The 20,420-nt window shown below is 63.9% G+C and carries 26 protein-coding genes; 14 read left to right on the forward strand and 12 right to left on the reverse strand.

Annotated elements, in window-relative coordinates; genetic code table 11:
* Positions 1–52: 52 nt before the first annotated feature.
* From NKI31_RS00615 to NKI31_RS00645, 7 genes are all read right to left on the reverse strand, one after another.
* A complete protein-coding gene (locus NKI31_RS00615; protein WP_352462366.1) occupies positions 53–964 on the reverse strand; it encodes an alpha/beta hydrolase family protein in 912 nt (303 codons plus the stop codon).
* Between the two features lie 185 nt (positions 965–1,149).
* A complete protein-coding gene (locus NKI31_RS00620) occupies positions 1,150–2,760 on the reverse strand; it encodes an NTP transferase domain-containing protein (RefSeq protein WP_352650029.1) in 1,611 nt (536 codons plus the stop codon).
* Positions 2,757–3,461: an XdhC family protein gene (locus NKI31_RS00625; RefSeq protein WP_352650031.1), complete on the reverse strand. Its 705-nt coding sequence runs from the start codon at positions 3,459–3,461 to the stop codon at positions 2,757–2,759. Before NKI31_RS00625 ends, NKI31_RS00620 begins: the two co-directional genes overlap by 4 nt.
* A 2-nt stretch (positions 3,462–3,463) precedes the next feature.
* Positions 3,464–3,802 (reverse strand): XdhC family protein, encoded by a 339-nt coding sequence (locus tag NKI31_RS00630; protein ID WP_023669077.1) that lies wholly within the window; start codon positions 3,800–3,802, stop codon positions 3,464–3,466.
* Between the two features lie 59 nt (positions 3,803–3,861).
* The gene (locus tag NKI31_RS00635) at positions 3,862–5,127 is read right to left on the reverse strand and encodes a vWA domain-containing protein (RefSeq protein ID WP_286441947.1); all 1,266 of its coding nucleotides are present in this window, start codon (positions 5,125–5,127) and stop codon (positions 3,862–3,864) included.
* A 4-nt stretch (positions 5,128–5,131) separates the two neighbouring features.
* Positions 5,132–6,061: an AAA family ATPase gene (locus NKI31_RS00640; RefSeq protein ID WP_023700847.1), complete on the reverse strand. Its 930-nt coding sequence runs from the start codon at positions 6,059–6,061 to the stop codon at positions 5,132–5,134.
* Entirely contained in the window at positions 6,058–6,585 is a 528-nt protein-coding gene (locus NKI31_RS00645; RefSeq protein WP_352650034.1) for a flavin reductase, read from the reverse strand. The genes NKI31_RS00640 and NKI31_RS00645 overlap by 4 nt, the downstream gene beginning before the upstream one ends.
* Before the next feature lie 180 nt (positions 6,586–6,765).
* On the opposite strand from NKI31_RS00645, the gene NKI31_RS00650 reads away from it, so the two are divergent.
* Entirely contained in the window at positions 6,766–7,842 is a 1,077-nt protein-coding gene (locus NKI31_RS00650) for a branched-chain amino acid ABC transporter substrate-binding protein (protein ID WP_352650036.1), read from the forward strand.
* The gene (locus NKI31_RS00655; protein ID WP_352650038.1) at positions 7,842–8,861 is read left to right on the forward strand and encodes a P1 family peptidase; all 1,020 of its coding nucleotides are present in this window, start codon (positions 7,842–7,844) and stop codon (positions 8,859–8,861) included. Before NKI31_RS00650 ends, NKI31_RS00655 begins: the two co-directional genes overlap by 1 nt.
* Positions 8,862–8,868: 7 nt before the next feature.
* Here the strand turns inward: NKI31_RS00655 and NKI31_RS00660 are convergent, their stop codons facing one another.
* Positions 8,869–9,123, reverse strand: coding sequence for a DUF2171 domain-containing protein (locus tag NKI31_RS00660; RefSeq protein WP_023669083.1), 255 nt, complete (start codon positions 9,121–9,123; stop codon positions 8,869–8,871).
* Between the two features lie 137 nt (positions 9,124–9,260).
* On the opposite strand from NKI31_RS00660, the gene NKI31_RS00665 reads away from it, so the two are divergent.
* The 4 genes from NKI31_RS00665 (at position 9,261) to NKI31_RS00680 (ending at position 12,605) form a co-directional block, all read left to right on the forward strand.
* Positions 9,261–9,986: a DUF2259 domain-containing protein gene (locus NKI31_RS00665; RefSeq protein WP_352650040.1), complete on the forward strand. Its 726-nt coding sequence runs from the start codon at positions 9,261–9,263 to the stop codon at positions 9,984–9,986.
* 101 nt (positions 9,987–10,087) lie between these two features.
* Positions 10,088–10,507: a hypothetical protein gene (locus NKI31_RS00670; RefSeq protein ID WP_245261990.1), complete on the forward strand. Its 420-nt coding sequence runs from the start codon at positions 10,088–10,090 to the stop codon at positions 10,505–10,507.
* 59 nt (positions 10,508–10,566) lie between these two features.
* Positions 10,567–11,868, forward strand: coding sequence for an adenylosuccinate lyase (gene purB / locus NKI31_RS00675; RefSeq protein WP_023684893.1), 1,302 nt, complete (start codon positions 10,567–10,569; stop codon positions 11,866–11,868).
* 8 nt (positions 11,869–11,876) lie between these two features.
* On the forward strand, positions 11,877–12,605 hold the full coding sequence (locus NKI31_RS00680; RefSeq protein WP_352650042.1) for a metallophosphoesterase family protein: 729 nt from the start codon (positions 11,877–11,879) through the stop codon (positions 12,603–12,605).
* 15 nt (positions 12,606–12,620) lie between these two features.
* Here the strand turns inward: NKI31_RS00680 and NKI31_RS00685 are convergent, their stop codons facing one another.
* On the reverse strand, positions 12,621–13,436 hold the full coding sequence (locus tag NKI31_RS00685) for a VOC family protein (protein ID WP_023684891.1): 816 nt from the start codon (positions 13,434–13,436) through the stop codon (positions 12,621–12,623).
* 194 nt (positions 13,437–13,630) lie between these two features.
* Here NKI31_RS00685 and NKI31_RS00690 point away from each other — a divergent pair, with 194 nt between their 5' ends.
* The gene (locus tag NKI31_RS00690; protein WP_023684890.1) at positions 13,631–14,185 is read left to right on the forward strand and encodes an RBBP9/YdeN family alpha/beta hydrolase; all 555 of its coding nucleotides are present in this window, start codon (positions 13,631–13,633) and stop codon (positions 14,183–14,185) included.
* Between the two features lie 19 nt (positions 14,186–14,204).
* Here NKI31_RS00690 and NKI31_RS00695 read toward each other — a convergent pair whose 3' ends face one another.
* Together NKI31_RS00695 and NKI31_RS00700 are read right to left on the reverse strand one after the other, a co-directional pair.
* Positions 14,205–14,978: an HpcH/HpaI aldolase family protein gene (locus tag NKI31_RS00695; RefSeq protein ID WP_352650044.1), complete on the reverse strand. Its 774-nt coding sequence runs from the start codon at positions 14,976–14,978 to the stop codon at positions 14,205–14,207.
* Positions 14,979–15,163: 185 nt separating this feature from the next.
* Positions 15,164–15,484 carry a DUF1476 domain-containing protein gene (locus NKI31_RS00700; protein WP_023669091.1) on the reverse strand — a complete coding sequence of 107 codons (321 nt, stop codon included), beginning with the start codon at positions 15,482–15,484 and terminating at the stop codon, positions 15,164–15,166.
* Positions 15,485–15,531: 47 nt separating this feature from the next.
* Here NKI31_RS00700 and NKI31_RS00705 point away from each other — a divergent pair, with 47 nt between their 5' ends.
* The 6 genes from NKI31_RS00705 to NKI31_RS00730 all read left to right on the forward strand — a co-directional run bounded on the left by NKI31_RS00705 (position 15,532) and on the right by NKI31_RS00730 (position 18,656).
* Positions 15,532–15,654, forward strand: a complete 123-nt coding sequence (locus tag NKI31_RS00705) for a hypothetical protein (protein ID WP_280790911.1) — start codon at positions 15,532–15,534, stop codon at positions 15,652–15,654.
* Positions 15,655–15,759: 105 nt separating this feature from the next.
* Positions 15,760–16,554: a phosphoribosylaminoimidazolesuccinocarboxamide synthase gene (purC, locus tag NKI31_RS00710; protein ID WP_013532127.1), complete on the forward strand. Its 795-nt coding sequence runs from the start codon at positions 15,760–15,762 to the stop codon at positions 16,552–16,554.
* An 88-nt stretch (positions 16,555–16,642) separates the two neighbouring features.
* Positions 16,643–16,885 (forward strand): phosphoribosylformylglycinamidine synthase subunit PurS, encoded by a 243-nt coding sequence (gene purS / locus NKI31_RS00715; RefSeq protein ID WP_023669092.1) that lies wholly within the window; start codon positions 16,643–16,645, stop codon positions 16,883–16,885.
* A gap of 1 nt (position 16,886) precedes the next feature.
* Positions 16,887–17,555, forward strand: coding sequence for a phosphoribosylformylglycinamidine synthase subunit PurQ (gene purQ / locus NKI31_RS00720; protein ID WP_023684888.1), 669 nt, complete (start codon positions 16,887–16,889; stop codon positions 17,553–17,555).
* Positions 17,556–17,596: 41 nt separating this feature from the next.
* On the forward strand, positions 17,597–18,007 hold the full coding sequence (locus NKI31_RS00725; protein ID WP_023669094.1) for a hypothetical protein: 411 nt from the start codon (positions 17,597–17,599) through the stop codon (positions 18,005–18,007).
* A gap of 4 nt (positions 18,008–18,011) precedes the next feature.
* Positions 18,012–18,656: a Pr6Pr family membrane protein gene (locus tag NKI31_RS00730; RefSeq protein WP_023684887.1), complete on the forward strand. Its 645-nt coding sequence runs from the start codon at positions 18,012–18,014 to the stop codon at positions 18,654–18,656.
* Positions 18,657–18,668: 12 nt separating this feature from the next.
* Here NKI31_RS00730 and NKI31_RS00735 read toward each other — a convergent pair whose 3' ends face one another.
* On the reverse strand, positions 18,669–18,908 hold the full coding sequence (locus NKI31_RS00735; RefSeq protein ID WP_023684886.1) for a DUF1127 domain-containing protein: 240 nt from the start codon (positions 18,906–18,908) through the stop codon (positions 18,669–18,671).
* Positions 18,909–19,001: 93 nt separating this feature from the next.
* Here NKI31_RS00735 and NKI31_RS00740 point away from each other — a divergent pair, with 93 nt between their 5' ends.
* Positions 19,002–20,414, forward strand: coding sequence for an aminotransferase-like domain-containing protein (locus NKI31_RS00740; protein ID WP_023684885.1), 1,413 nt, complete (start codon positions 19,002–19,004; stop codon positions 20,412–20,414).
* Positions 20,415–20,420 lie beyond the last annotated feature (6 nt).

Genomic DNA, 20,420 nt, shown 5'->3' on the forward strand with positions numbered 1-20,420 from the left:
ATCGGCCGAACCATGATCGCCAAAACCAACGGGCACCTCTGGGCCATATGCCTCAGGGCGCTTTTGACAGCATCCAGTTCAACGTTTGGCGCCAGTCCACCATGCGGATCGGCGTGCCGTGGGTGCCCGTTTCAAAACGGACGAACCGGGTCGGATAGGCTTTCGAGTTCGCAATGATGGAGCGGAAGAAGGCTTCCTGTTTCTCCACGGGAAAGACCGGGTCCTTGCTGCCCTGGCCGAAAAACACCGGCACGTGACGCCTGTAAGCCGGGCTCGAAAGGAAGCTGTCATCCCATAGCGAGCCGAGCAGCAGCAGCCCGCTGATGCGCCGTCCGGTATCGTCGCGGCCGGCAAGTTTCCAGCACAGCGCACCACCCATCGAGCCGCAGGCGACGAAAATCTTCGCGTCCGGCGAGGCCTCGGCATAGTGGCCGATCAGGGCTGCGATCTGCGCCGCGCCCTTGTCGCCGAAATCGGTGAAATCGGGTGAGAGATAAAGGCCGCCATTGCCGGCCATCAGGTTCTTGATGCGGTTGAAATTGCCGCCGAAGGTGAAGTCGTCGACACCCTGCTTGCGGCTGCCGCCCTGCCCGTGCAGGTAAAGCACGATGATGCCGGCGCCATCGGTCTTGCCGACAGCGACATGCCTGACATCGCCGGCATCGGTTTTCAGCATCAAATCCTGCTGCACCTTGCGCACGCCGGTGTCGGTATACTGCGCATGCACGCGCTTTTCCGGCACTTCGTCGCGGTCGTTGATGTCGCGCATCTCGCGATAGTCGATGACGGTGTAGGCGCCTTTGTCCGTGGACGAGAGCGTCGCTGGATAGGCGAAGAGGTCATCCTTGTAGGGTTTTAGTTCGAGCGCGTCGGCGTGGGCGGCAGAGAACAGGAAAAAGAGCGAAATCAGAAGGCTATGGAGCGCGGCCGCCCCCCTCTGGCCTGCCGGCCATCTCCCCCTCAAGGGGGGAGATTGGATATCACGTCGCCTTCCGCCAATCTTCAAAGCTGCAGGATAGACGCCGCCATCGAGGCTGCTGATCTCCCCCCTTGAGGGGGAGATGGCCGGCAGGCCAGAGGGGGGTAGAAGCGCTGAGGCAAGTAAAGAGAGAGCCATGCTAAAGGCATGCGTTTTTCGGCTTCGCTTTGTCAATCCTGCAGCACGCCGCCGGCGTCTTCCAGCGCCTCGCGGGTGTCGACATCGATCGACGCGCCGTCGCCGATCTCGACGTCGATGACATCCAGTCCCTCGGCCTCGACCAGATGGCGGGCGCCGGTGTCGCCCTCGAGGTGAGCGATGCCTCCAAACAGCGCGCGTGGCAGCAGCACCGGATTGCCGCGGCGGCCGTCATGGGCGGCACGCACCACTGAGCGGCCGCCGTCCCTACGGAAGGCCTCGATCAACCGGTCGAGATCGGCCGATGAGATACCCGGCATGTCGCCGAGGACGATCATGGCGCCGGCCGCCTCGGCTCCAACGCGGGCAATGCCGGCTTTTAGAGACGAGGACAGGCCGTCGGCAAAATCCGGATTGTCGGCGAAGATCACGTCGAGGCCGGTCAAGGCTTGGTGCACCCGCTCACGCTGGTGGCCGGTGACGACAACGGTGCTGGTTGCCTTCGAGGCCAGTGCGCGCTCGACTGTCCGGCGCACCAGCGGTTTGCCGTCGAACAGCGCCAGAAGCTTGTTCGGCCCGCCCATGCGGCTGGAGCGACCGGCGGCCAGAAGCACGATCTCGATCTTCAGCCCGGCTCCCGCCGGCAGCGGCTCGCGCGGCTGCGGCCGGGTCGGGATTTCCATCAAGAGGCCGCCAACGCCCATGCCGGCGATGTCCTTGGCGGTGACGTCGAGACCGGCGATCAGCCTGTCGAGCACCCAATCGAAACCGTTCTCCTTGGGGCTGCGGGCGCAACCGGGCGCGCCGATGACGCGCTTGCCGTCGAGCGTGCCCAGCACCAGCAGATTGCCGGGATCGACGGGCATGCCCGCGCGGATCACCGTGCCACCTGCTGCCTCGATCGCCGCCGGAACGACATCGTTGAAATCGCTCATCGCCGAGGCGCCGAAGATCACCACCATGTCGTTGTCGCGCGCCAGCGCGGCGGCGGCCTCGGCGACGGGCGCAATTTCGTGCGGCGTGCGGCGCTCCGTCGTCAGCCGGCCGCCGGAGCGTGCCAGCCGCGCTTCGGTGACGCGTAGCGTCTTGTCGAGCACGCTCGCCTTGATGCCGGGCAGCACCGTCTGGATGACGCCGATGCGCACCGGATGGTAGGCGTTGACGGCGAAGATCTCGCCGCCGGCGCAGATCTTTGTCACCGCATCGACAAGGGCCGAGGCAACGGCGAACGGGATGATCTTGACCGTCGCCACCATCTGGCCCTGCTCAACCGGCGCGTGCTGCGCCAGCGTGGCGATGGTGATGGTCGGGTCGACCGCATTGATGGCGTCGATCATGGCGGCATCGACGGTGAAGAGACCGGCGGCCTTGGCATGGAGGTTGACGCGGCCGGTCGCGGCCGGTTTTGCCTCTATGTTGCGGTGGGCCATGCTGGCAGCAATCTTTTCGGCCGCCGCATCCTCGCTGAGGTCATCGGCGGCAAGCACCGCCACGACGATCTCGGTAATGCCGGCCGCCTTCAGCACCGCCACGTCCTGCGTGCTCAGCCTGTGCGCCTTGCGGAAACGCCGCTCGCCGGCCGTCGTGGCATGCGCCAGCACCGCGCCTTGCGCCTGGTCGATTGGAACCGGACCGAATCTCACGCCGCAGCGCCTTTCGATTCCAGCCCGCGCGAGCGGAAGGCGTGGATCGTCTGCGCCAGGACGGCGACGGCGATCTCGGCCGGGCTCGCCGCGCCAATGTCGAGGCCGATCGGGGCGTGGATGCGAGAGATCTGGTCGGCGGTCGCGCCCAGCGCCAGCAAGCGCTCGACGCGCTTGGCGTGGGTTTTGCGGCTACCGAGCGCGCCGACATAGAAACAATTGGCGTCGAGTGCGGCCTTCAGCGCGAAATCGTCGATCTTCGGATCATGGGTGACGGCGGCCAGCGCCGTGTAGCTGTCGAGCGGCTGGCGCTTCACCACATCCTCCGGCCATTCGGCATGCAGGGCTACATCGGGAAAACGGTCCGGGGTGGCGAAGGCGGTGCGCGGATCGACGATCTCCAAGGGATAGCCGGCGATCCTGGCCATCGGCGCCAGCGCCTGACTGATATGGACGGCGCCGACTACCACCAGGCGCGGCTGCGGCAAATGCGCGTTGAGGAAGAAGGTTCGCCCTTCCGCCTCGACCGAACCCGAATTGCCAGTGCGAAACGCCTTGGCGATCGCTGCTCCAAGATCGCCGGCGACGGGATCGCCTTCACGCACGATGCGGTCGCGGCCGTCGCCGAGATCGGTCACCAGGATCGCCGCACGGCGGGCACGGCGTTCGGCATTGAGGGCTTTGAGAGCGTAGGGATCCATGCCTAACCGAGCCGCTCCACATAGACTTTGATGCGGCCGCCGCAGGACAGGCCGACCTGCCAGGCGGTTTCGTCGGCAACGCCGAACTCCAGCATCTTCGCTTTCCCCGAGTCGATGACGTCCATCGCCTCGCTCACCACGGTACCCTCAACGCAGCCGCCCGAGACCGAGCCGTGAAAATTGCCTTCGGCGTCAATGACCAGATGACTGCCGGCCGGCCTCGGCGCCGAACCCCAGGTCTCGACCACAGTGGCGATGGCGACATCCTTGCCGTCCTTCATCCAGCCTTCCGCGATGATCAAGGGGTCGCGGGCCTCATCGAGATAGATGCTGTTGTCCATGATCGCTTGCCTCAAAGTCTGTTTTTCTCTGGGAGCCTGTTTTTCGGAATCCAATATGGCTATGCGGCGCGCCTGACACCAGCGTCCAGCCAGCGACGCGGATCGACCGAAGCGGCCGATTTCTTGTCCAGCGAGGCGCAGAGGTCGGCCAGCGCATCGAGATTGTGCACCGAGCGGAACTCGTCGACATGAGGCAGCATCGCTCTGACGCCGCGGGCGCGGGCCTCGAAACCGTCGAAGCGCAATAGGGGATTCAGCCAGATCAGCCGCCGGCAGGATTTGTGCAGGCGATCCATCTCCTCCGACAGGCCGGCGACATCGTCGCGCTCCAGCCCGTCGGTGATCAGCAGCACCACCGCGCCCTGCCCGAGCACGCGGCGTGACCAGTGCTTGTTGAACTCCGCCAGCGTATCGCCGATGCGGGTGCCGCCCGACCAGTCCTTCACCGCCGCCGAGCAGTCGGCAAGGGCGGCATCGGGGTCGCGATGGCGCATCTGCCGCGTGAGATTGGTCAGTCGCGTGCCGAAGACGAAGGTGTGCACGCGCCGCCGTTTTTCGGTCAGCGCATGCAGGAAATGCAGAAAGATGCGCGTGTACTGGCTCATCGAGCCGGAGATGTCGGCAAGCACGACCAGCGGCGGATGGACCTTGCGGGCGGAACGGAATTTCGGCAGGATCAGTTCGCCGCCGGTTCGGGCGACCGACCGCATCATGGCGCGTGGATCGATACGGCGGCCATGCAGGTCTGCCTTGAAGCGTCGGGTACGGACCATGTCGAACGGCAGCCGCAGCCGGGCAATCGCCTTCTTGGCGTCTGCCATCTCGTCGGCATTCATCTGGGCAAAGTCCTTGCCGCGCAGCACTTCATTCCCGGAGAAGGTTAGCCGGGCGTCGACTTCGATCTCCGGGATTTCCCTGACCGGCCGATTCTTCTCGTGGCCTTCGAACATGGCCTGGCTGACGCGGTTTTCTGCCGCGCGCGGCTTTTGCTTCTCCCTGGTGTCGGGCGCCACAGGCGAGAACATCGCCAGAAGTTTCTCGATCAGCTCGCGCGATTTCCAGAACAGCCGGAAGGCTTCGTCGAAAACAGGGTGATCCTCGTGCCGCGACACAAGCACGGCATGCAGCGTCCAGTAGAAATCGTCGCGCGAACCGATGCCGGCGGCCAGCACCGCCTCGATCGCATCCTTGACCGAAGCCGGCCCGACGCGCATGCCCGCTTTGCGCAAGGTGCGGGCGAAATAGACGATGTTGTCGGCGATGCGCCCGTCTTCCGTCGCCTCTCTGGGTTCGGTCTCTTTGGGGTAAGCACCCGGCGCCTTCACTGCCCTACTCCGCCGCCGCCAGTTCGGCCTTGACCTCATCGAGGATGCGCCGGCCCTCGCCCGCGCCGATGCGGGCAATGTCGTCCTGGTATTTCAACAAAACGCCGATCGTGTCGGAGACGGTTTCGGGATCGAGCGCCACCTTGTCGAGTTCGGTCAGCGCGCCGGCCCAGTCGATGGTTTCGGCGACACCCGGCGCCTTGAACAGCTCGACCCGGCGCAGCTTCTGGATGAACGACACCACTTCCGCGGAAAGTCGGCTGTTGGCCTGCGGCACCTTGCGGCGCACGATCTCCAGCTCGCGCTCGGCATTGGGATAGTCGACCCAGTGATAGAGGCAGCGCCGCTTCAGCGCGTCGTGGATTTCGCGGGTGCGGTTGGTGGTGATGATGACGATCGGCGGCTCCTCCGCCTTGATCGTGCCAAGCTCGGGCACCGTCACCTGGAAATCGGACAGGATTTCGAGCAGGAACGCCTCGAAGGCTTCGTCGGTGCGGTCGAGCTCGTCGATCAGGAACACCGGGGCCGCACCCGCCTTGCCGGTCAGCGCATCGAGCACCGGCCGGCGGATCAGGTATTTTTCGGAAAAGACATTGCGCTCCATGTCGGAGCGGTCGACCGAGCCTGCCGCCTCCTCCATGCGGATTTCGATCATCTGCGCAGCGTAGTTCCACTCGTAGACGGCGGAGGAGACGTCGAGCCCTTCATAGCATTGCAGGCGGATCAGCCGGCGGCCGAGCGCCTGCGCCAGCACCTTGGCGATCTCGGTCTTGCCGACGCCGGCCTCGCCCTCGAGGAAGAGCGGCCGCTGCATGCGCAGCGACAGGAACAGCACGGTGGCCAGCGAGCGGTCCGCGACATAGTCCGCGCCGGTCAGGAGATCGAGCGTTTCGTCGATCGTCCGCGGCGCGGGGCGCGGTTTCAGCTCGGTCATTCTTTCTCCGTTGCCGCCTCTGCCCCGCTTTCCAGCACGTGGTAGTCGCGGGCGTGGTAGATCAGCGGCCGCAAATTATCGCCCATGCGCAGGCCTGTCACCTTGCCAAAAAGCACACGATGGGTGGCCAGATCCTTGGTGTCGATCAATTCGCAGTCGAACACGGCGAGAGCGCCCTTCAGGGTAGGCGCGCCCGTCGATATGACGTCCCACTCGCCGAGCCCGAAACGCTCATCGGCCGACAGGCCGGTCAGGCCTGAAAACGCCACCGATAGCGGCTGCTGGTGCGAAGCCAGGGTGTTCAGCGCAAACCGGCCGTTTTGCACGAACAGCTCGTTCTTGGCATTCTCGCGGTTGAGACAGACGAGAACCGTCGGCGGCGTGTCCGACACCGAACAGGCCGCAATCACCGTCGTGCCGCGTTTGCCGGCGGGCCCGTCGGTAGCCACCACATGGACGTGGCCGGCAAAATGCGCCATCGCGTCGCGATAGGCCTGAGGCCCTATGTCGTTCAACTTCAACACCGATGATTTTCCATAAGCGGGAATCCAAGCGTTATATATGGCGGCACACAATAGGCCACAAGCGAAGTGGTTGACGCCAATCCGCAAATTCCCGTGTTGCGCCTGGGGCGGGCAGCCTTTAGGTCTTGGCGGAAGAGACGCTGGAAGCATGCGACCGGCACGGAGGAATTCGTCGTCAGAATGCAACCCCCAACAGCTGTAATAGCGGCACTGCTCTGGCTGCTGCCGGCAAGCGCCGGCGCGCAGACTTTGCTTGTCGGCGTCGCCGCACCCCTGTCCGGTCCGTCGGCGATACTTGGCAAGCAGATCGAGGCGGGTGCTGCCCTGGCAGCAGAAGCCAACGGCGCCGAGATCAGGACGGTCGACGATGCCTGCACCGCCGATGGCGGGGCTGCCGCCGCCAGGGAATTCGCCGCTGCGAAGGTCGATATCGTCGTCGGCTTCCTCTGCACCGAGGCGATCCAGGCGGCGCTGCCGATCCTGAAGGACGCCAACATACCGGTCATCACCGTTGGCGTGCGCACCGAAAGCCTGACCGACCGCCGCGCCAAAACCGGCTGGCCGGTCTACCGGCTGGGCCCGCGCGGCGATGACGAGCGCAATGCGGTGGCCGCCATCCTGACCCGGCTGTGGCAGAGCGAATTGTTCGCCATCGTCGATGACGGCACCATCTATGGCCGCGAAATCGCCGAGACGCTGCGCGCAGCGGCCGAACAGGCGGCGCTGAAGCCGGTCTTCACAGACACCTTCCGGCCCCAGCTCGACAACCAGATCGGGCTGATCGGCCGGCTGAAGAAGGCGGGCGCTACGCATGTCTTTGCCGGTGGCGACGGCGACGACATCGCCATTATGGGCCGCGACGCCGGCCAGCTCGAGGCCGGCATCGTCTTTGCCGGCGGCGAGAATTTGCGCACGCCACCCGGCGATGTGCCTTACGCCGTCGGCACGCTGATGATCGCGCCGCCGGAATGGGCCGATGTCGCCGATCCCAAGGTGCTGGCGGCGTTTACGGCCAAAAACATCGCGCCGGATGGCTATGCCTTGCCGGCCTATGCGGCGGTGGAGATTGCCAAGGCGGCCTCGGCCTCGGCCGCGCCCGAGACCTCGGGCAAGGGGCTGGCCGACGCGCTAACCGGGCATGATTTCACCACCGCGATCGGCCCGCTGCGGTTCGACGACAAAGGCGATCTGAGCCAAAACCTCTATCGCGCCTTCCGCTTCGACGGGACGCGTTTCGTGCCGGCGGAGACGAATTGATGTTTCGCACCGGGCCGCGCAATCTGATCACCGATGTCGCCGGCCTGCGCGTCGGCAACGCGTCGGACGCCAAGCTGAAATCGGGCGTCACCACCGTATTGTGCGACGAACCGGCGGTCGGTGGCGTGCAGATCCTCGGCGGCGCGCCGGGTACGCGCGAGACCGACCTGCTCGAACCGCACAATTCCATCGAGGCGGTTCATGCCGTCGTGCTGTCGGGCGGCTCGGCCTTCGGCCTCGACGCCGCCTCCGGCGTTCAGGCAGCGCTGCGCGAAAAAGGCATTGGCGTCGATGTTGGCGGCTTTCGCGTGCCGATCGTGCCGGCGGCGATCCTGTTCGACCTGCGCAATGGCGGCGACAAGGATTGGGGCCGTTATCCTCCCTACCGCGACCTCGGCTACGAAGCCGCCCAGGCGGCAACAGTCGACTTTCCGCTCGGCACAATCGGCGCCGGCACCGGGGCGCTGAGTTCCGGGCTGAAGGGCGGCCTTGGCTCTGCCTCGACTGTGCTCGACAGGGGCGTCACCATCGGCGCGCTCGCCGCCGCCAACCCGACCGGCTCGGTAACGATCGCGCGGACCCGCTATTTCTGGGCGGCGCCATTCGAGATCGGGGATGAGTTCGGCGGGCTTGGCTATCCCTCGCCGATGCCGGACGACGCCAGGCGGATCCTGTTGAAATACCGCGACAAGCGTGTCGGTGGACAAGCCGAGGCCGGAGGCAACACCACCATCGCCGTCATCGCCACCGACGCCGTGCTGACCAAGGCGGCAGCCAAGCGGCTGGCCATTTCAGCGCATGACGGCTTCGTGCGCGCCATCTGGCCCGTGCACACGCCGGCTGACGGCGATCTGGTGTTCGCGCTGGCGACGGGCAAGAGCGGCATAGAACTCAGCGCCGACGATGCCGTCGATTTCTTTGCCGCCGCCGACGCCACCATGGCGCGCGCAATCAGCCGCGGCATCCATGCCGCGACGCCGGCCGAAGGCGATCTGTTTCCGGTGTGGTCGTCGCGCTGACTTTCAGTCAGGTCGGGTCGGACTCCTCTTCCTCGAAGCTGACCGCGACATCCGAATTCGCCGACAGCCACACTTTCTGGCCCTCGACCTCGGCAAGCAGGCTCAAGGGAATGTAGTGGTGATGCCCCTGATGGGCGCCCTCGCCGCTGTCGGCCTTGGTCAACTTGATCCGCTCGCCATCGACCCTGTCGACGGTGCCGATGTGAACGCCGTCGGCGCCGACCACTTCCATATGCTCGCGAATCTTGCTGGCCTCAGTCATGGGGTGTTCTCCTTTTGAAAACGATCGACGATAACAAACAGAGGCGAAATTGGATGCATCGCCTTTTGAATAGCACGATGTTTTGACCGTCTCGTGATAGGGAACGATCGAACCACGGCAGGCGGAGCGGAACCCCGATGCGAAATCTCGTCCTGATTGGCGTTTGCCTGCTGGTCCATCTGGCATCCGCCATGGCCGCCCGAGCGGGCGATGTCGCCGAGCTTGAAATCCTCGGCTTCAGCAAGGATGGCAGCGTCTTCGCCTTCGAGGAATATGGTGTGGCAGACGGTTCGGGCTTTCCCTATGCCAATCGCTACTACATCAACACCGCCGACGACACGTTCCTGAAGGGCACGCCAATCCGGGTCCGGCTGGAGGATGAGACCGCCTCGCTCGATACGGCCCGTCAGCAGGCCAGGCAGAAGGGCGAAGCCGTCGTTGTGCAGGCCGAACTCACCGCAAACCGCGGCATCACCGTCGGCTTCAACCCGGTGACCGAATTGTCGGCCGACCCGTTCCGCATGGTGGTGAACCCACGGCCGATCTTTTCGCCGGTCGACCCGCCGCTGGAATTCCGGCTGGACGAGATCGGCATGAATGACACCGAAAGCTGCCAGAGCCAGGGCGAGGTCAACGGTTTTCGCCTGCTGCGGATCGAGGCCAGGGATGGCGGCCGGACCCATCTGCTGCATGAGGATAAATCGATCCCGAAAAGCCGTGGCTGCCCGAACGGCTACAGGATCGGCGCGGTGCAGACGTTCTCGATGGACAGCATCAGCGCCTATGCGGTGCTGATCGCAGTGCGCCAATACGGCTTCGAAGGACCGGATTTTCGCTGGATCGCCGTGACCGGACGCCTGTGACATCGCTCGATCAATCCAGTTGGCGCAAGCGCGCCGGAAATCGCGTCAGCCGCGCCGTACCAGCGACGGGCACGGCGCTTGTCGGCGCCTTGCTGTGGGCGATGGCCATGGGCGCCAGCGCGCTGACCGGCCTTTGGCTCGACAATTGGGAGACCCCGGAAAAGATCCGCTTCGTCGCCCTGCTGTTTGCGACCGGCGCGGCATTGGCCTTTCCCGTCGGGTTGTTCGCGGCGCGGCTGGTCTCGCTGGACCGGCACTGGGAGGTGGCGTTCGCCGCCGCCTTCGTCTGTCTGCTTGCCACGACGCTCGCCTTCACCGGCGGGTTGTTTGCGCTGCAATACCGCTCCTATTACGCCGAATGGCACGCGGAGGCCTTCACCGCCCGGTGGGCGTTCGAACTGGTCTTCACCTCGCTGACGGCGCTCTACCAGTTCGTGGTGCTGGGTATCAGGCTCTATTTTCCGCTCGGATTCATCGCGCTTGCCGCCGCCAGCGTGTGGTTTGCACGCCGGCAGCGTTGAGCATTCGGTCCGCCTCTGATAGGAGGCGCACTTAACCACCGACACATCAGGACTGACGGATGATCCCTCGCTATTCCCGGCCGGAAATGGTCGCCATCTGGTCGCCGGAAACCCGCTTCCGCATCTGGTTCGAGATCGAGGCCCATGCCTGCGATGCGCTGGCCGAGCTCGGCGTCATCCCCAGAGAAGCCGCCAAGACCATCTGGGAAAAAGGCGGCGCCGCCCAATTCGACGTCGGCAAGATCGACGAGATCGAGGCCGTCACCAAGCACGACGTCATCGCCTTCCTCACCCATCTCGCCGAATTCGTCGGGCCGCATGCGCGTTTCATCCACCAGGGCATGACCTCGTCAGATGTTCTCGACACCTGCCTTGCGGTGCAGCTCGGCCGCGCCAGCGATATCCTGCTGGCCGACCTCGACGGCCTGCTCGCCGCGCTGAAGCGCCGGGCCTTCGAGCACAAGGACACCGTCACCATCGGCCGCAGCCACGGCATCCACGCCGAGCCGACCACGTTCGGCGTCAAGCTGGCGCAGGCCTATGCCGAGTTCTCACGCTGCCGCGAGCGGCTGGTGCACGCGCGAGAGGATATTGCCACCTGCGCTATCTCGGGCGCGATCGGCACCTTCGCCAACATCGACCCTTATGTCGAAGAGCATGTGGCGAAAAAGCTTGGGCTGAAGCCGGAGCCGGTGTCGACGCAGGTCATCCCGCGCGACCGCCACGCCATGTTCTTTGCCACGCTCGGGGTCATCGCCTCGTCGGTCGAGCGGCTGGCGACCGAGATCCGCCATCTGCAGCGCACTGAGGTGCTGGAAGCGGAAGAGTATTTTTCGCCGGGCCAGAAGGGCTCGTCGGCAATGCCGCACAAGCGCAACCCGGTGCTGACCGAAAACCTCACCGGCCTTGCCCGCATGGTGCGGTCCATGGCCTTGCCGGCAATGGAGAATGTGGCGCTCTGGCACGAGCGCGACATTTCGCATTCCTCGGTCGAGCGTATGATCGGCCCGGACGCCACGGTAACACTCGATTTCGCGCTGTCGCGGTTGACCGGCGTCGTCGACAAATTGCTGGTCTATCCCGACAACATGCTGAAGAACATGAACAAGTTCCGTGGCCTGGTGCATTCGCAGCGCGTGCTTTTGGCGCTGACGCAAGCCGGCGTCAGCCGCGAGGATGCCTACCGCCTGGTGCAGCGCAACGCCATGAAGGTATGGGAACATGGCGCTGATTTCCTTGAGGAATTGTTGGCCGACAAGGAAGTTACCGCAGCGCTGCCAGAAGCCCAGATCCGCGAGAAATTCGACCTTGGCTATCACACCAAGCATGTCGACACGATCTTCAAGCGGGTTTTCGGATAGGTTTTTCGATGCGGCTGGCCGTCCTTTCCGACATCCATGGGAATCTGCGCGCGCTTGAGACGGTTCATGCGCAGATCAAAGACGCTTCTCCCGACATAATCGTCAATCTGGGCGATTGTCTTTCCGGGCCGCTACGGCCTGAAGAAACCGCGCAATATCTGATGGCGCAGAATTGGCCGACCGTGCGCGGCAATCACGACCGTGTGCTGGTCGAGCCGCCTGCTTCCGGGTTGGAAGACGTCGATGCTTTCACCCACCAACGCCTCTCTGAAACATCCCTGACCTGGCTCTCGGCCTTGCCGGTCACCCTGTCGCCTGCCCCGGACATCCTGCTTTGCCATGGCAGCCCCAGTGACGACGACGTGTTCCTGCTCGAGGAAGACGGAGGCAGCCACTTCTACCCCTCCAATGAAAAGCAGATCAGGCACAAGCTGGGCAGCGCCGGCGCCGGGCTGACCTTGTGCGGCCATACACATACGCCGCGCGTTGTGCGCTTGTCGGACAACCGGACAATCCTCAATCCCGGCAGCGTCGGCGTCCAGGCATTCCCCGGCCTGACCGTGACCGGCAGTCCGCATGCCCGCTACGCCATCGCGACGCGCAAGGACGGACAATGGTCGTTCAGCCATCACGTGGTCAATTATGACTGGACCGAAGCATCCGGCCGCGCCACGGCGACCGGATTCGACAACTGGGCGCACGGGCTGCTGACGGGCTACGCCGCCGGCTCGGTGTAGGACCCGAACCGCCGCTCAGCCTGCGGTGCCCGGCACGGTGCGGATAACCGTGCCCCACAGATCTTCACGGCTCGTTTCCTCGGTTGCCTTGTCCGAGCGCATCTCGACCCAGGCCAGCCCCGAGCGGGACGGATCGCGGCGGCCGGCGCCGGCGCTGTGCCACGAATTGCCACCGATATGATGGTGGTAGCCTCCCGACGACAGGAACACCGCCTGCCCTCCATACTTAGCGACCGTGTCGAAGCCAAATTCGTCGTGCCACCAGGCCTCGGCATCTTCCGGCCGGCCGACGCGCAGATGGACATGGCCGATAATGCTGTTTTGCGGCGCGCCCTGCCAGCCGGCGTCACCGGCCGGCACGCTGCCAACCACGGCGGCCAGATTCAGCCGCTCGGTCGCCATGGCGATCTTGTCGCCGTTCCACTTCCACTCCTGCGGCAGACGGTCCCTATAGATTTCAATGCCGTTGCCTTCGGGGTCGGTCAGGTACAAAGCCTCGCTGACCAGATGGTCGGAGGCGCCCTCGATGCGGATCTTGTTGGCGGCGGCATGGTTTATCCAACGGCCGAGATCGGCGCGGCTGGGCAGAAGGAAAGCGGTGTGGAAAAGGCCGGCGCTGCGCGGATCGTCGGGCTTGGCCGCTGCGTCAGGCTCGATGACCAGCAGCGGGCGCTCTGCAGCGCCCAGCGTGATGGCGCCATCGGCGCGGCTCAATTCCTGCAGGCCGACAACAGCCCGGTAGTAATCGGCAAGTCCTTCGGCGTCGCGCGCCTTCAGGCCCACGCGTGAAACGCTGACGGGGGTCGTCGCGGCAAAAGGCAGTTCGCTCATAAAACTCTCCGTTCAGCGCATTATCCCAGGCCGCGCCACCAGTCTATTCTGTTGTCGATCTCTTCCTGCCTCAAATCGTCGATCCTGATCGTTCACACAAGATGGAAAGAATCGAACAGGTTGTTCACGATTGTGATGCACCGCATGCGTCAGCGCGGGTTGCACGAGACACGGCCGCTCGCTATCTCAGCGCCATGAAAGTCAAAGACGCAGATATTCTGATCGTGCCGGGCTACACCAATTCCGGCCCCGAACACTGGCAGACACGCTGGCAGTCGAAACTGTCGACGGCGCGCCGGGTCGAGCAGGCGGAGTGGTCGAAGCCGGTGCGCGAGGACTGGACGACGAGCGTGGCGAACGCTGTCAACGAGGCCGAGCGACCGGTGGTGATCGTTGCCCATTCCCTCGGTGTGGCGGCCGCGGTGCAGGCCATTCCGCAGTTCAGGAAGCCGGTCGCCGGCGCGTTTTTTGTCGCGCCGCCCGACGTCGCCAACCCGGAGATAAGGCCGCGTCACCTGATGACCTTTGGTCCCTATGCGCGCGAACCGCTGCCCTTCCCGTCCATCGTCATCGCCAGCCGCAACGATCCGTTCTGCGCCTTCGAGGTTGCCGAGGACATTGCCGGCGCCTGGGGTTCGCTGTTCATCGATGCCGGCGAAACCGGTCACCTCAATGAGGATGCCGGCTTCGGCCCTTGGCCGGAAGGGTCGATGACCTTCGCCAAGTTCCTGACCGACCTCAAGGCCTGACCGGGCAAGGCACCACGCCTCAGCCCTTTATCGAATCGTTCATGCTTTTGATGAGTATCTTTGCGCCGAGCGAAATCAGCGCATGGTCCGAGCCCATCGCCAGCAGCCGGTAGCCCATCGCCACGACGCGGCCGGCAATCGCCGGCTCAACGACGTAGATCGCCGCATGCTTGCCCGCCTTGCGCGTCCGCTCGGCGATGGAGGCGACGGTTTCCATCATGCTTTCCAGCGTCGAATTGACGGTGGTGCCATTCGACCAGGCGATGGAGAAATCCGATGGGCCGAGGAAGATGCCGTCAATGCCCGGCGTGTCGAGGATGCCGTCCAGCGCATCGAGTGCGGCGCGCGTTTCGATCATGGCAAAGGCCATGGTGCGTTGATTGGTGTCGCGCAGCCATTCGGCGTGGTCGCCTTTGCCATGGCGCGGAAAAGCATAGGTCGGGCCCCAGGAGCGCTCGCCCATCGGCGGATATTTCATCGCCGCGGCAAAGAGTTTTGCATCGGCCACCGAATTCACCATCGGTGCAATCACCGCCTCGGCACCGAAATCGAGGGCGCGGCTGGCCATGTCGAAGCGGCCGACCGGAATGCGCACCAGCGCCGGCTTGTCGGCGGCCAGCACCGGCACCAGGCCGCGCAAGACCGAGTCTTCGTGGTGTCCGCCATGCTGCATATCGAGGGTGACGGCGTCAAAACCCTGCTTGGCGATGATTTCGACCGTCAAAGCGTCCGGAACGCCGGACCAGGCGGTGAACAGCGTTTCATCCGCCGCCAGGCGTGACTTCAGGGACATGGGTGCTTTCCTCGTTGGGTAGAGCCTTGTAACAGGCCTACGCACAGTTTCAGCCGGAAAAGGCTGAAAAGGCAAAGAAAAACCGCCCGGCTGAGCCGAGCGGTCGATTGGTCCAGTCATTCCAGGTTTGTCGCAGGTTTTGTCACAAATCGCAGAACGCTTTTGCGGAACCTGTTTCGGTCCGATCAGGTGTTCTTGATCTGCTCGATCGCCTGCGCCATCAGTTCGTCCATGGTGCGGCGGATCTGGTGATCCGACTGGTCGACGCCGGCGGCGTCGAAATCCTTGCGGATCTTGCGGAATACGTCGTGATCGCCGGCTTCCTCGATGTCGGAAACCACAACTTCCTTGGCATAGGCGTCGGCGTCAGTGCCGGACTTGCCCAGCTTTTCGGCGGCCCACAGGCCAAGCGCCTTGTTGCGGCGTGCCGAAGCCTTAAAGCGAAGTTCTTCGTCGAAGGCAAATTTGCGCTCAAAACCCTCTTCGCGGTCTTTCATGCTGCTCATGGCTTCCCTCCGATGAAATCGATTCGCGTTGGCGATGGATATGTGTGTTGCCGCAGCACAAACCAAAAGGGCGCGGGCCGGTCAATATGCTACATCACTTGCTGCGCTGCGGCATTTCATTCCTGAAAGCAGTCGATGGAAAGGATTTGCCGATTGAGCAAACGCTGTGATTGGGATAGACCCGGCATTGAACCCCACCCGTCGCCGCACCAATTTAGGCAGACGGACAGGAACTGGTCGCTTGCCGCCTGCCCGCAAATCCAGAGAAAAATCAGATGAAAAATCGCCGCCGCATTTATGAAGGCAAGGCCAAGATCCTCTATGAGGGACCGGAACCGGGCACACTTATCCAGTTCTTCAAGGATGATGCGACCGCATTCAACAAGAAGAAACATGAGGTCATCGACGGCAAGGGTGTGCTCAACAACCGCATTTCCGAGTACATCTTCAACCATCTGAACCGCATGGGCATTCCGACCCACTTCATCCGCCGGCTCAACATGCGCGAGCAGTTGATCAAGGAAGTCGAGATCATTCCGCTCGAAGTGGTGGTGCGCAATGTCGCCGCCGGCTCGCTGTCCAAGCGCCTCGGCATCGAGGAAGGCACCGTTCTGCCGCGCTCGATCATCGAATTCTATTATAAGGCCGATGCGCTCGACGATCCGATGGTGTCGGAAGAGCACATCACCGCTTTCGGCTGGGCAAGCCCGCAGGAGATCGACGACGTCATGGCGCTGGCCATCCGCGTCAACGACTTCCTCTCCGGCCTGTTCATGGGTGTCGGCATCCAACTCGTCGATTTCAAGATCGAATGCGGCCGCCTGTTCGAGGGCGACATGATGCGCATCGTCGTTGCCGACGAGATCTCGCCGGATTCGTGCCGGCTGTGGGACGTGGCAACGCAGGACAAGCTCGACAAGGACCGTTTCCGCCGCGATATGGGCGGCCTCGTCGAAGCCTATCAGGAAGTTGCCCGCCGCCTCGGCATCATGAACGAGAACGAGCCGCCGCGCCCGACCGGCCCGGTGCTCGTCGCCTCGACCGATGGCCTCAAAGGCAAGCCGCACTAAGTCTTCACTTCTTGACGCGATTCCGGACGAAAAACCGCTTCAGACTTTTCCTGGAATTGCTAAGTCTTCGAACAGGAACCTGTCCAGCATGATCAAGGCCCGCATCACCGTCACCCTCAAGAACGGCGTGCTCGACCCGCAGGGAAAAGCCATAGAGCACGCTCTGTCCGGACTGGGGTTCGGCGGCGTCGGCCAGGTGCGGCAGGGCAAGGTCTTCGACCTCGAGCTCTCAGAGACCGACAAGGCCAAGGCCGAAGCCGATCTGAAAGCCATGTGCGACAAGCTGCTGGCGAACACAGTGATCGAGAATTACGCGGTGGAGATCGCTTGATATGAAATCAGCTGTCGTTCTTCTCCCCGGCCTCAACCGCGACCGCGACATGATTGCGGCGCTGACCAAGATTTCCGGGCAGGCGCCGGCGACCGTCTGGCAGACCGACACCGAAATCCCCGATGTCGACCTGATCGCCATTCCCGGCGGCTTCTCCTTCGGCGATTATCTGCGCTGCGGCGCGATTGCCGCGCGGATGCCGGTAATGCGGGCAGTCGCTGAAAAGGCCGCCAAGGGCGTCATGGTCATTGGCGTCTGCAACGGGTTCCAGATTCTGGTCGAGGCCGGCCTGCTGCCCGGCGCGCTGATGCGCAATGCTTCGCTGAAATTCGTTTGCCGTGAGGTGAAGCTGCAGATCGCCAACGCCAACACCATGTTCACCCGCCGCTATCAGCCGGGCCAAATCATCCGCACGCCGGTTGCGCATCATGACGGCAATTATTTCGCCGATGCCGACACGCTTGCGCGCCTCGAGGGCGAAGGACAGGTTGTGTTCCGCTATGCCGAAGGCACCAATCCCAATGGCTCGATCAACGACATTGCCGGCATCATCAGCGAGAAGGGCAATGTGCTCGGCCTGATGCCGCATCCGGAAAACCTGATCGAGGCCGCGCATGGCGGCAGTGACGGCCGGGCGCTGTTCGAAGGCGCACTCGGCATCGCCGCCTGATATCTCTTCGAATTCCTTTCAAAACGCGGGGGCGGTTGACCATGAGACTGACGATTGTTCGCCTAGGTCCCCTGGCTGCTGCCGGCTTGGCGTTGGCGTCCTGCCAGTCCAGCCCGAAGAGCGCGCCGGTCCCCACGGGCAAGAGCGCTTCGCTGCTGGCCATGGAACAGGTAGCGATATCGGCCCACAAATGCTGGATCGCCAGCAAGGATCCCGCCTTCAAATCCTATCAGATGGCCAATGAGCTGAATTCGTTCAGCGGCACGCCCCGCTTCCTGCTGGTGCCGGCCAAGCATTATGGCGGCAAGCCGCTGCTGGTCGTCCAGGCGCAAGGCAATTCCAGCCGCGTCGACGTGTTCGGTCCGCTGATGGACGATCCGCTCGGCGCGCGCATCGGATCCGACATTGCGCGCTGGCAAACGGGCAACCCCTCCTGCAACGCGGCCGCCTGACGCCATGGGCCGCTTCCTGCAGTTTGCGGGATTGATCATCGGTCTGGCCGGGCTTGTCCTGCAAGCGTGCATCACCATCCCGGCATCGATGGAAGCCGGCCGCAGTTTTCTCGGCTCCATCGTCTTTCTGTTCAGCTTCTTCACCATCCTGACCAACATCGGTGCAGTGCTGGTCCATGTCTCGCTGCTGTCGCCTTCGGGCTACGCCTGGCTGCCGGCCTTTGCCGGGCCGCGGATGCGGGCGGGCGTGGCGGCTTCCATCGCCCTGGTCTTCATCGTCTACGCGACAGTTCTGGCGCAGCTCTGGCAGCCGCAGGGGCTGTTCCTGCTCTGTGACGTGCTGCTGCACTATGTGACGCCGGTGCTGTTCGTGCTGTGGTGGCTTGTTGCAGGCGCTGACGGCAGGACACGCTGGAGCGACATTTCGTGGTGGATGGCCTATCCGATCGCCTATCTCGCCTATGCGCTGGCGCGCGCACCGATCGCAGGCGAAGTGCCCTACCCGTTCCTCGACGTTGCGAAAAACGGCGCGGCCAACGTCGCCCTTGCGGCGCTGGCCGTCACCGGTGTTTTCCTGGTGCTGTGCATCCTCGCCGTGCTTGCCGACAAGGGCGTCTCACGCCTCAGGGCTCCGGGCACACGCCGCTGACCAGACTACAAGTTAGTCCCAGAATCGCCTGATGCCTTCGCGGTGAGCGTCGTCACGCGACACACCGATGTCCCTGAGCTGCTCGTCGGTCATTTCGAGCAAAGCCAGGCGGCCGCGACGGCGCTCGATCAGCACGTCGATCCATCGCGCCAGCGATCTGACCACGTGCACGATCCGGCCGACAAAGCCTCGCCGGCTGGCCGGCCCGACCAATTTAATGCCCGCGCAGCGGATTGTCTCGATTGTATCCATTGTCTTTCTGCCAACCTTGCAAATTGTACCCATCTTGGTACGGTTCTGATATGCATTGACACCCGATCTGGTGCAATATACAGAATTGTCACCATGACAAATTGGCTCCCTGACCTCACCATCGGTTCCGGCCCGCTTTACCAGCGCCTTGCCGACAGCATCGAGTCGGACATCGACAAGGGCGTCATCGATGCCGGGGCAAAATTGCCGCCGCAGCGCGATCTCGCCTATGATATCGGCACGACGGTCGGCACGATCGGCCGAGCCTATCAGCTGCTGCGCGAGCGCGGCCTGGTGAGCGGCGAAGTCGGTCGCGGGACCTATGTGCTGGCGCAGCAATCGGAAGCGGCGTCACCCGAATTCGCCGAGCCGGCCGTGCAAGGCACGCGCTATGTCGATGCACCGCCCGGCAAGCTGCGTTTCGACAGCACTGCCGCGCCCGACATCGGCCAGGGCGCCATTGTCGCTGACATGCTCTCGCGCACGGTGCAGGATCACCCGCACGAGATTTCGAGCTACACCAGGGATTTTCCGGAGCGCTGGTTCGAGGCCGGCGCCCGCTGGCTGTCGCGCAATTCGTTCCGTCCGGCGGCCGACACCATCGTTCCCACGCTTGGCACACATGCCGCGGTGATGGCGGCGATTGCGGCACTGACCACACCGGGCGACTATGTCGCCTTCGAGCACCTCACCTATTCGCAGATCGCCCGCAGCGCCGGGCTGATCGGGCGGCGCATAGCACTGGTGGCATCGGACGAAGAAGGCCTCGATCCCGAGGATTTCGAACGCGTCTGCGCGCAGAAGCACCCGAAGATGATCTTCCTGATGCCGACGGTGCAGAACCCGACGCTGGCGATCCTGTCGGTTTCGCGCCGCGAGGCGATCGCCCGCGTCGCGCGCGCGTACAATGTCATCGTCATCGAGGACGATCTCTATGGCGGCCTGACCGAAGATCCGACGCCGCTCATCGCCGAATATGCGCCCGAGCGCACCATTGTCGCCGGCGGTCTGTCGAAATCGGTCGCGGCAGGTGTTCGCGGCGGCTGGCTCTCCTGCCCGCCCGCCTATCGCCATCGCATCCGCGTCGCCCACAAGATGATGACCGGCGGAATGCCGTTCCTGCTGGCGGAGGTGAATGCGCGGCTGGTGCTGTCAGGGCAGGCTGGCGATATCCGCAAACGCAGCATTGCCGAAATTGCCGCCCGGATCGCCATCGTGCGCGAGACACTGGCCGGTTTCGCCTTCAAGTCACACGGCAGCGTGCCCTTCGTCTGGCTGACGCTGCCCGATCCCTGGCTGTCCGGCACTTTCAGGAGCGCATGCCTCGAAAATGGCGTGCTCCTCGACGACGAGGACGAGTTCAAGGCGGGGCGTTCCGAGCAGGTTTTTCACGGCGTGCGTTTCGGCGTCTCGCAGCCAAGGCGGCGCGAGGACATCACCGGCGGCGTCGCGGTGATCCGGCGACTGCTGGAGGAAGGCCGCGCCGGCTACGACAGTTCGTCCTGACTCGGT

The sequence above is a fragment of the Mesorhizobium sp. M0659 genome (assembly GCF_040320605.1).
Lineage (GTDB): Bacteria > Pseudomonadota > Alphaproteobacteria > Rhizobiales > Rhizobiaceae > Mesorhizobium.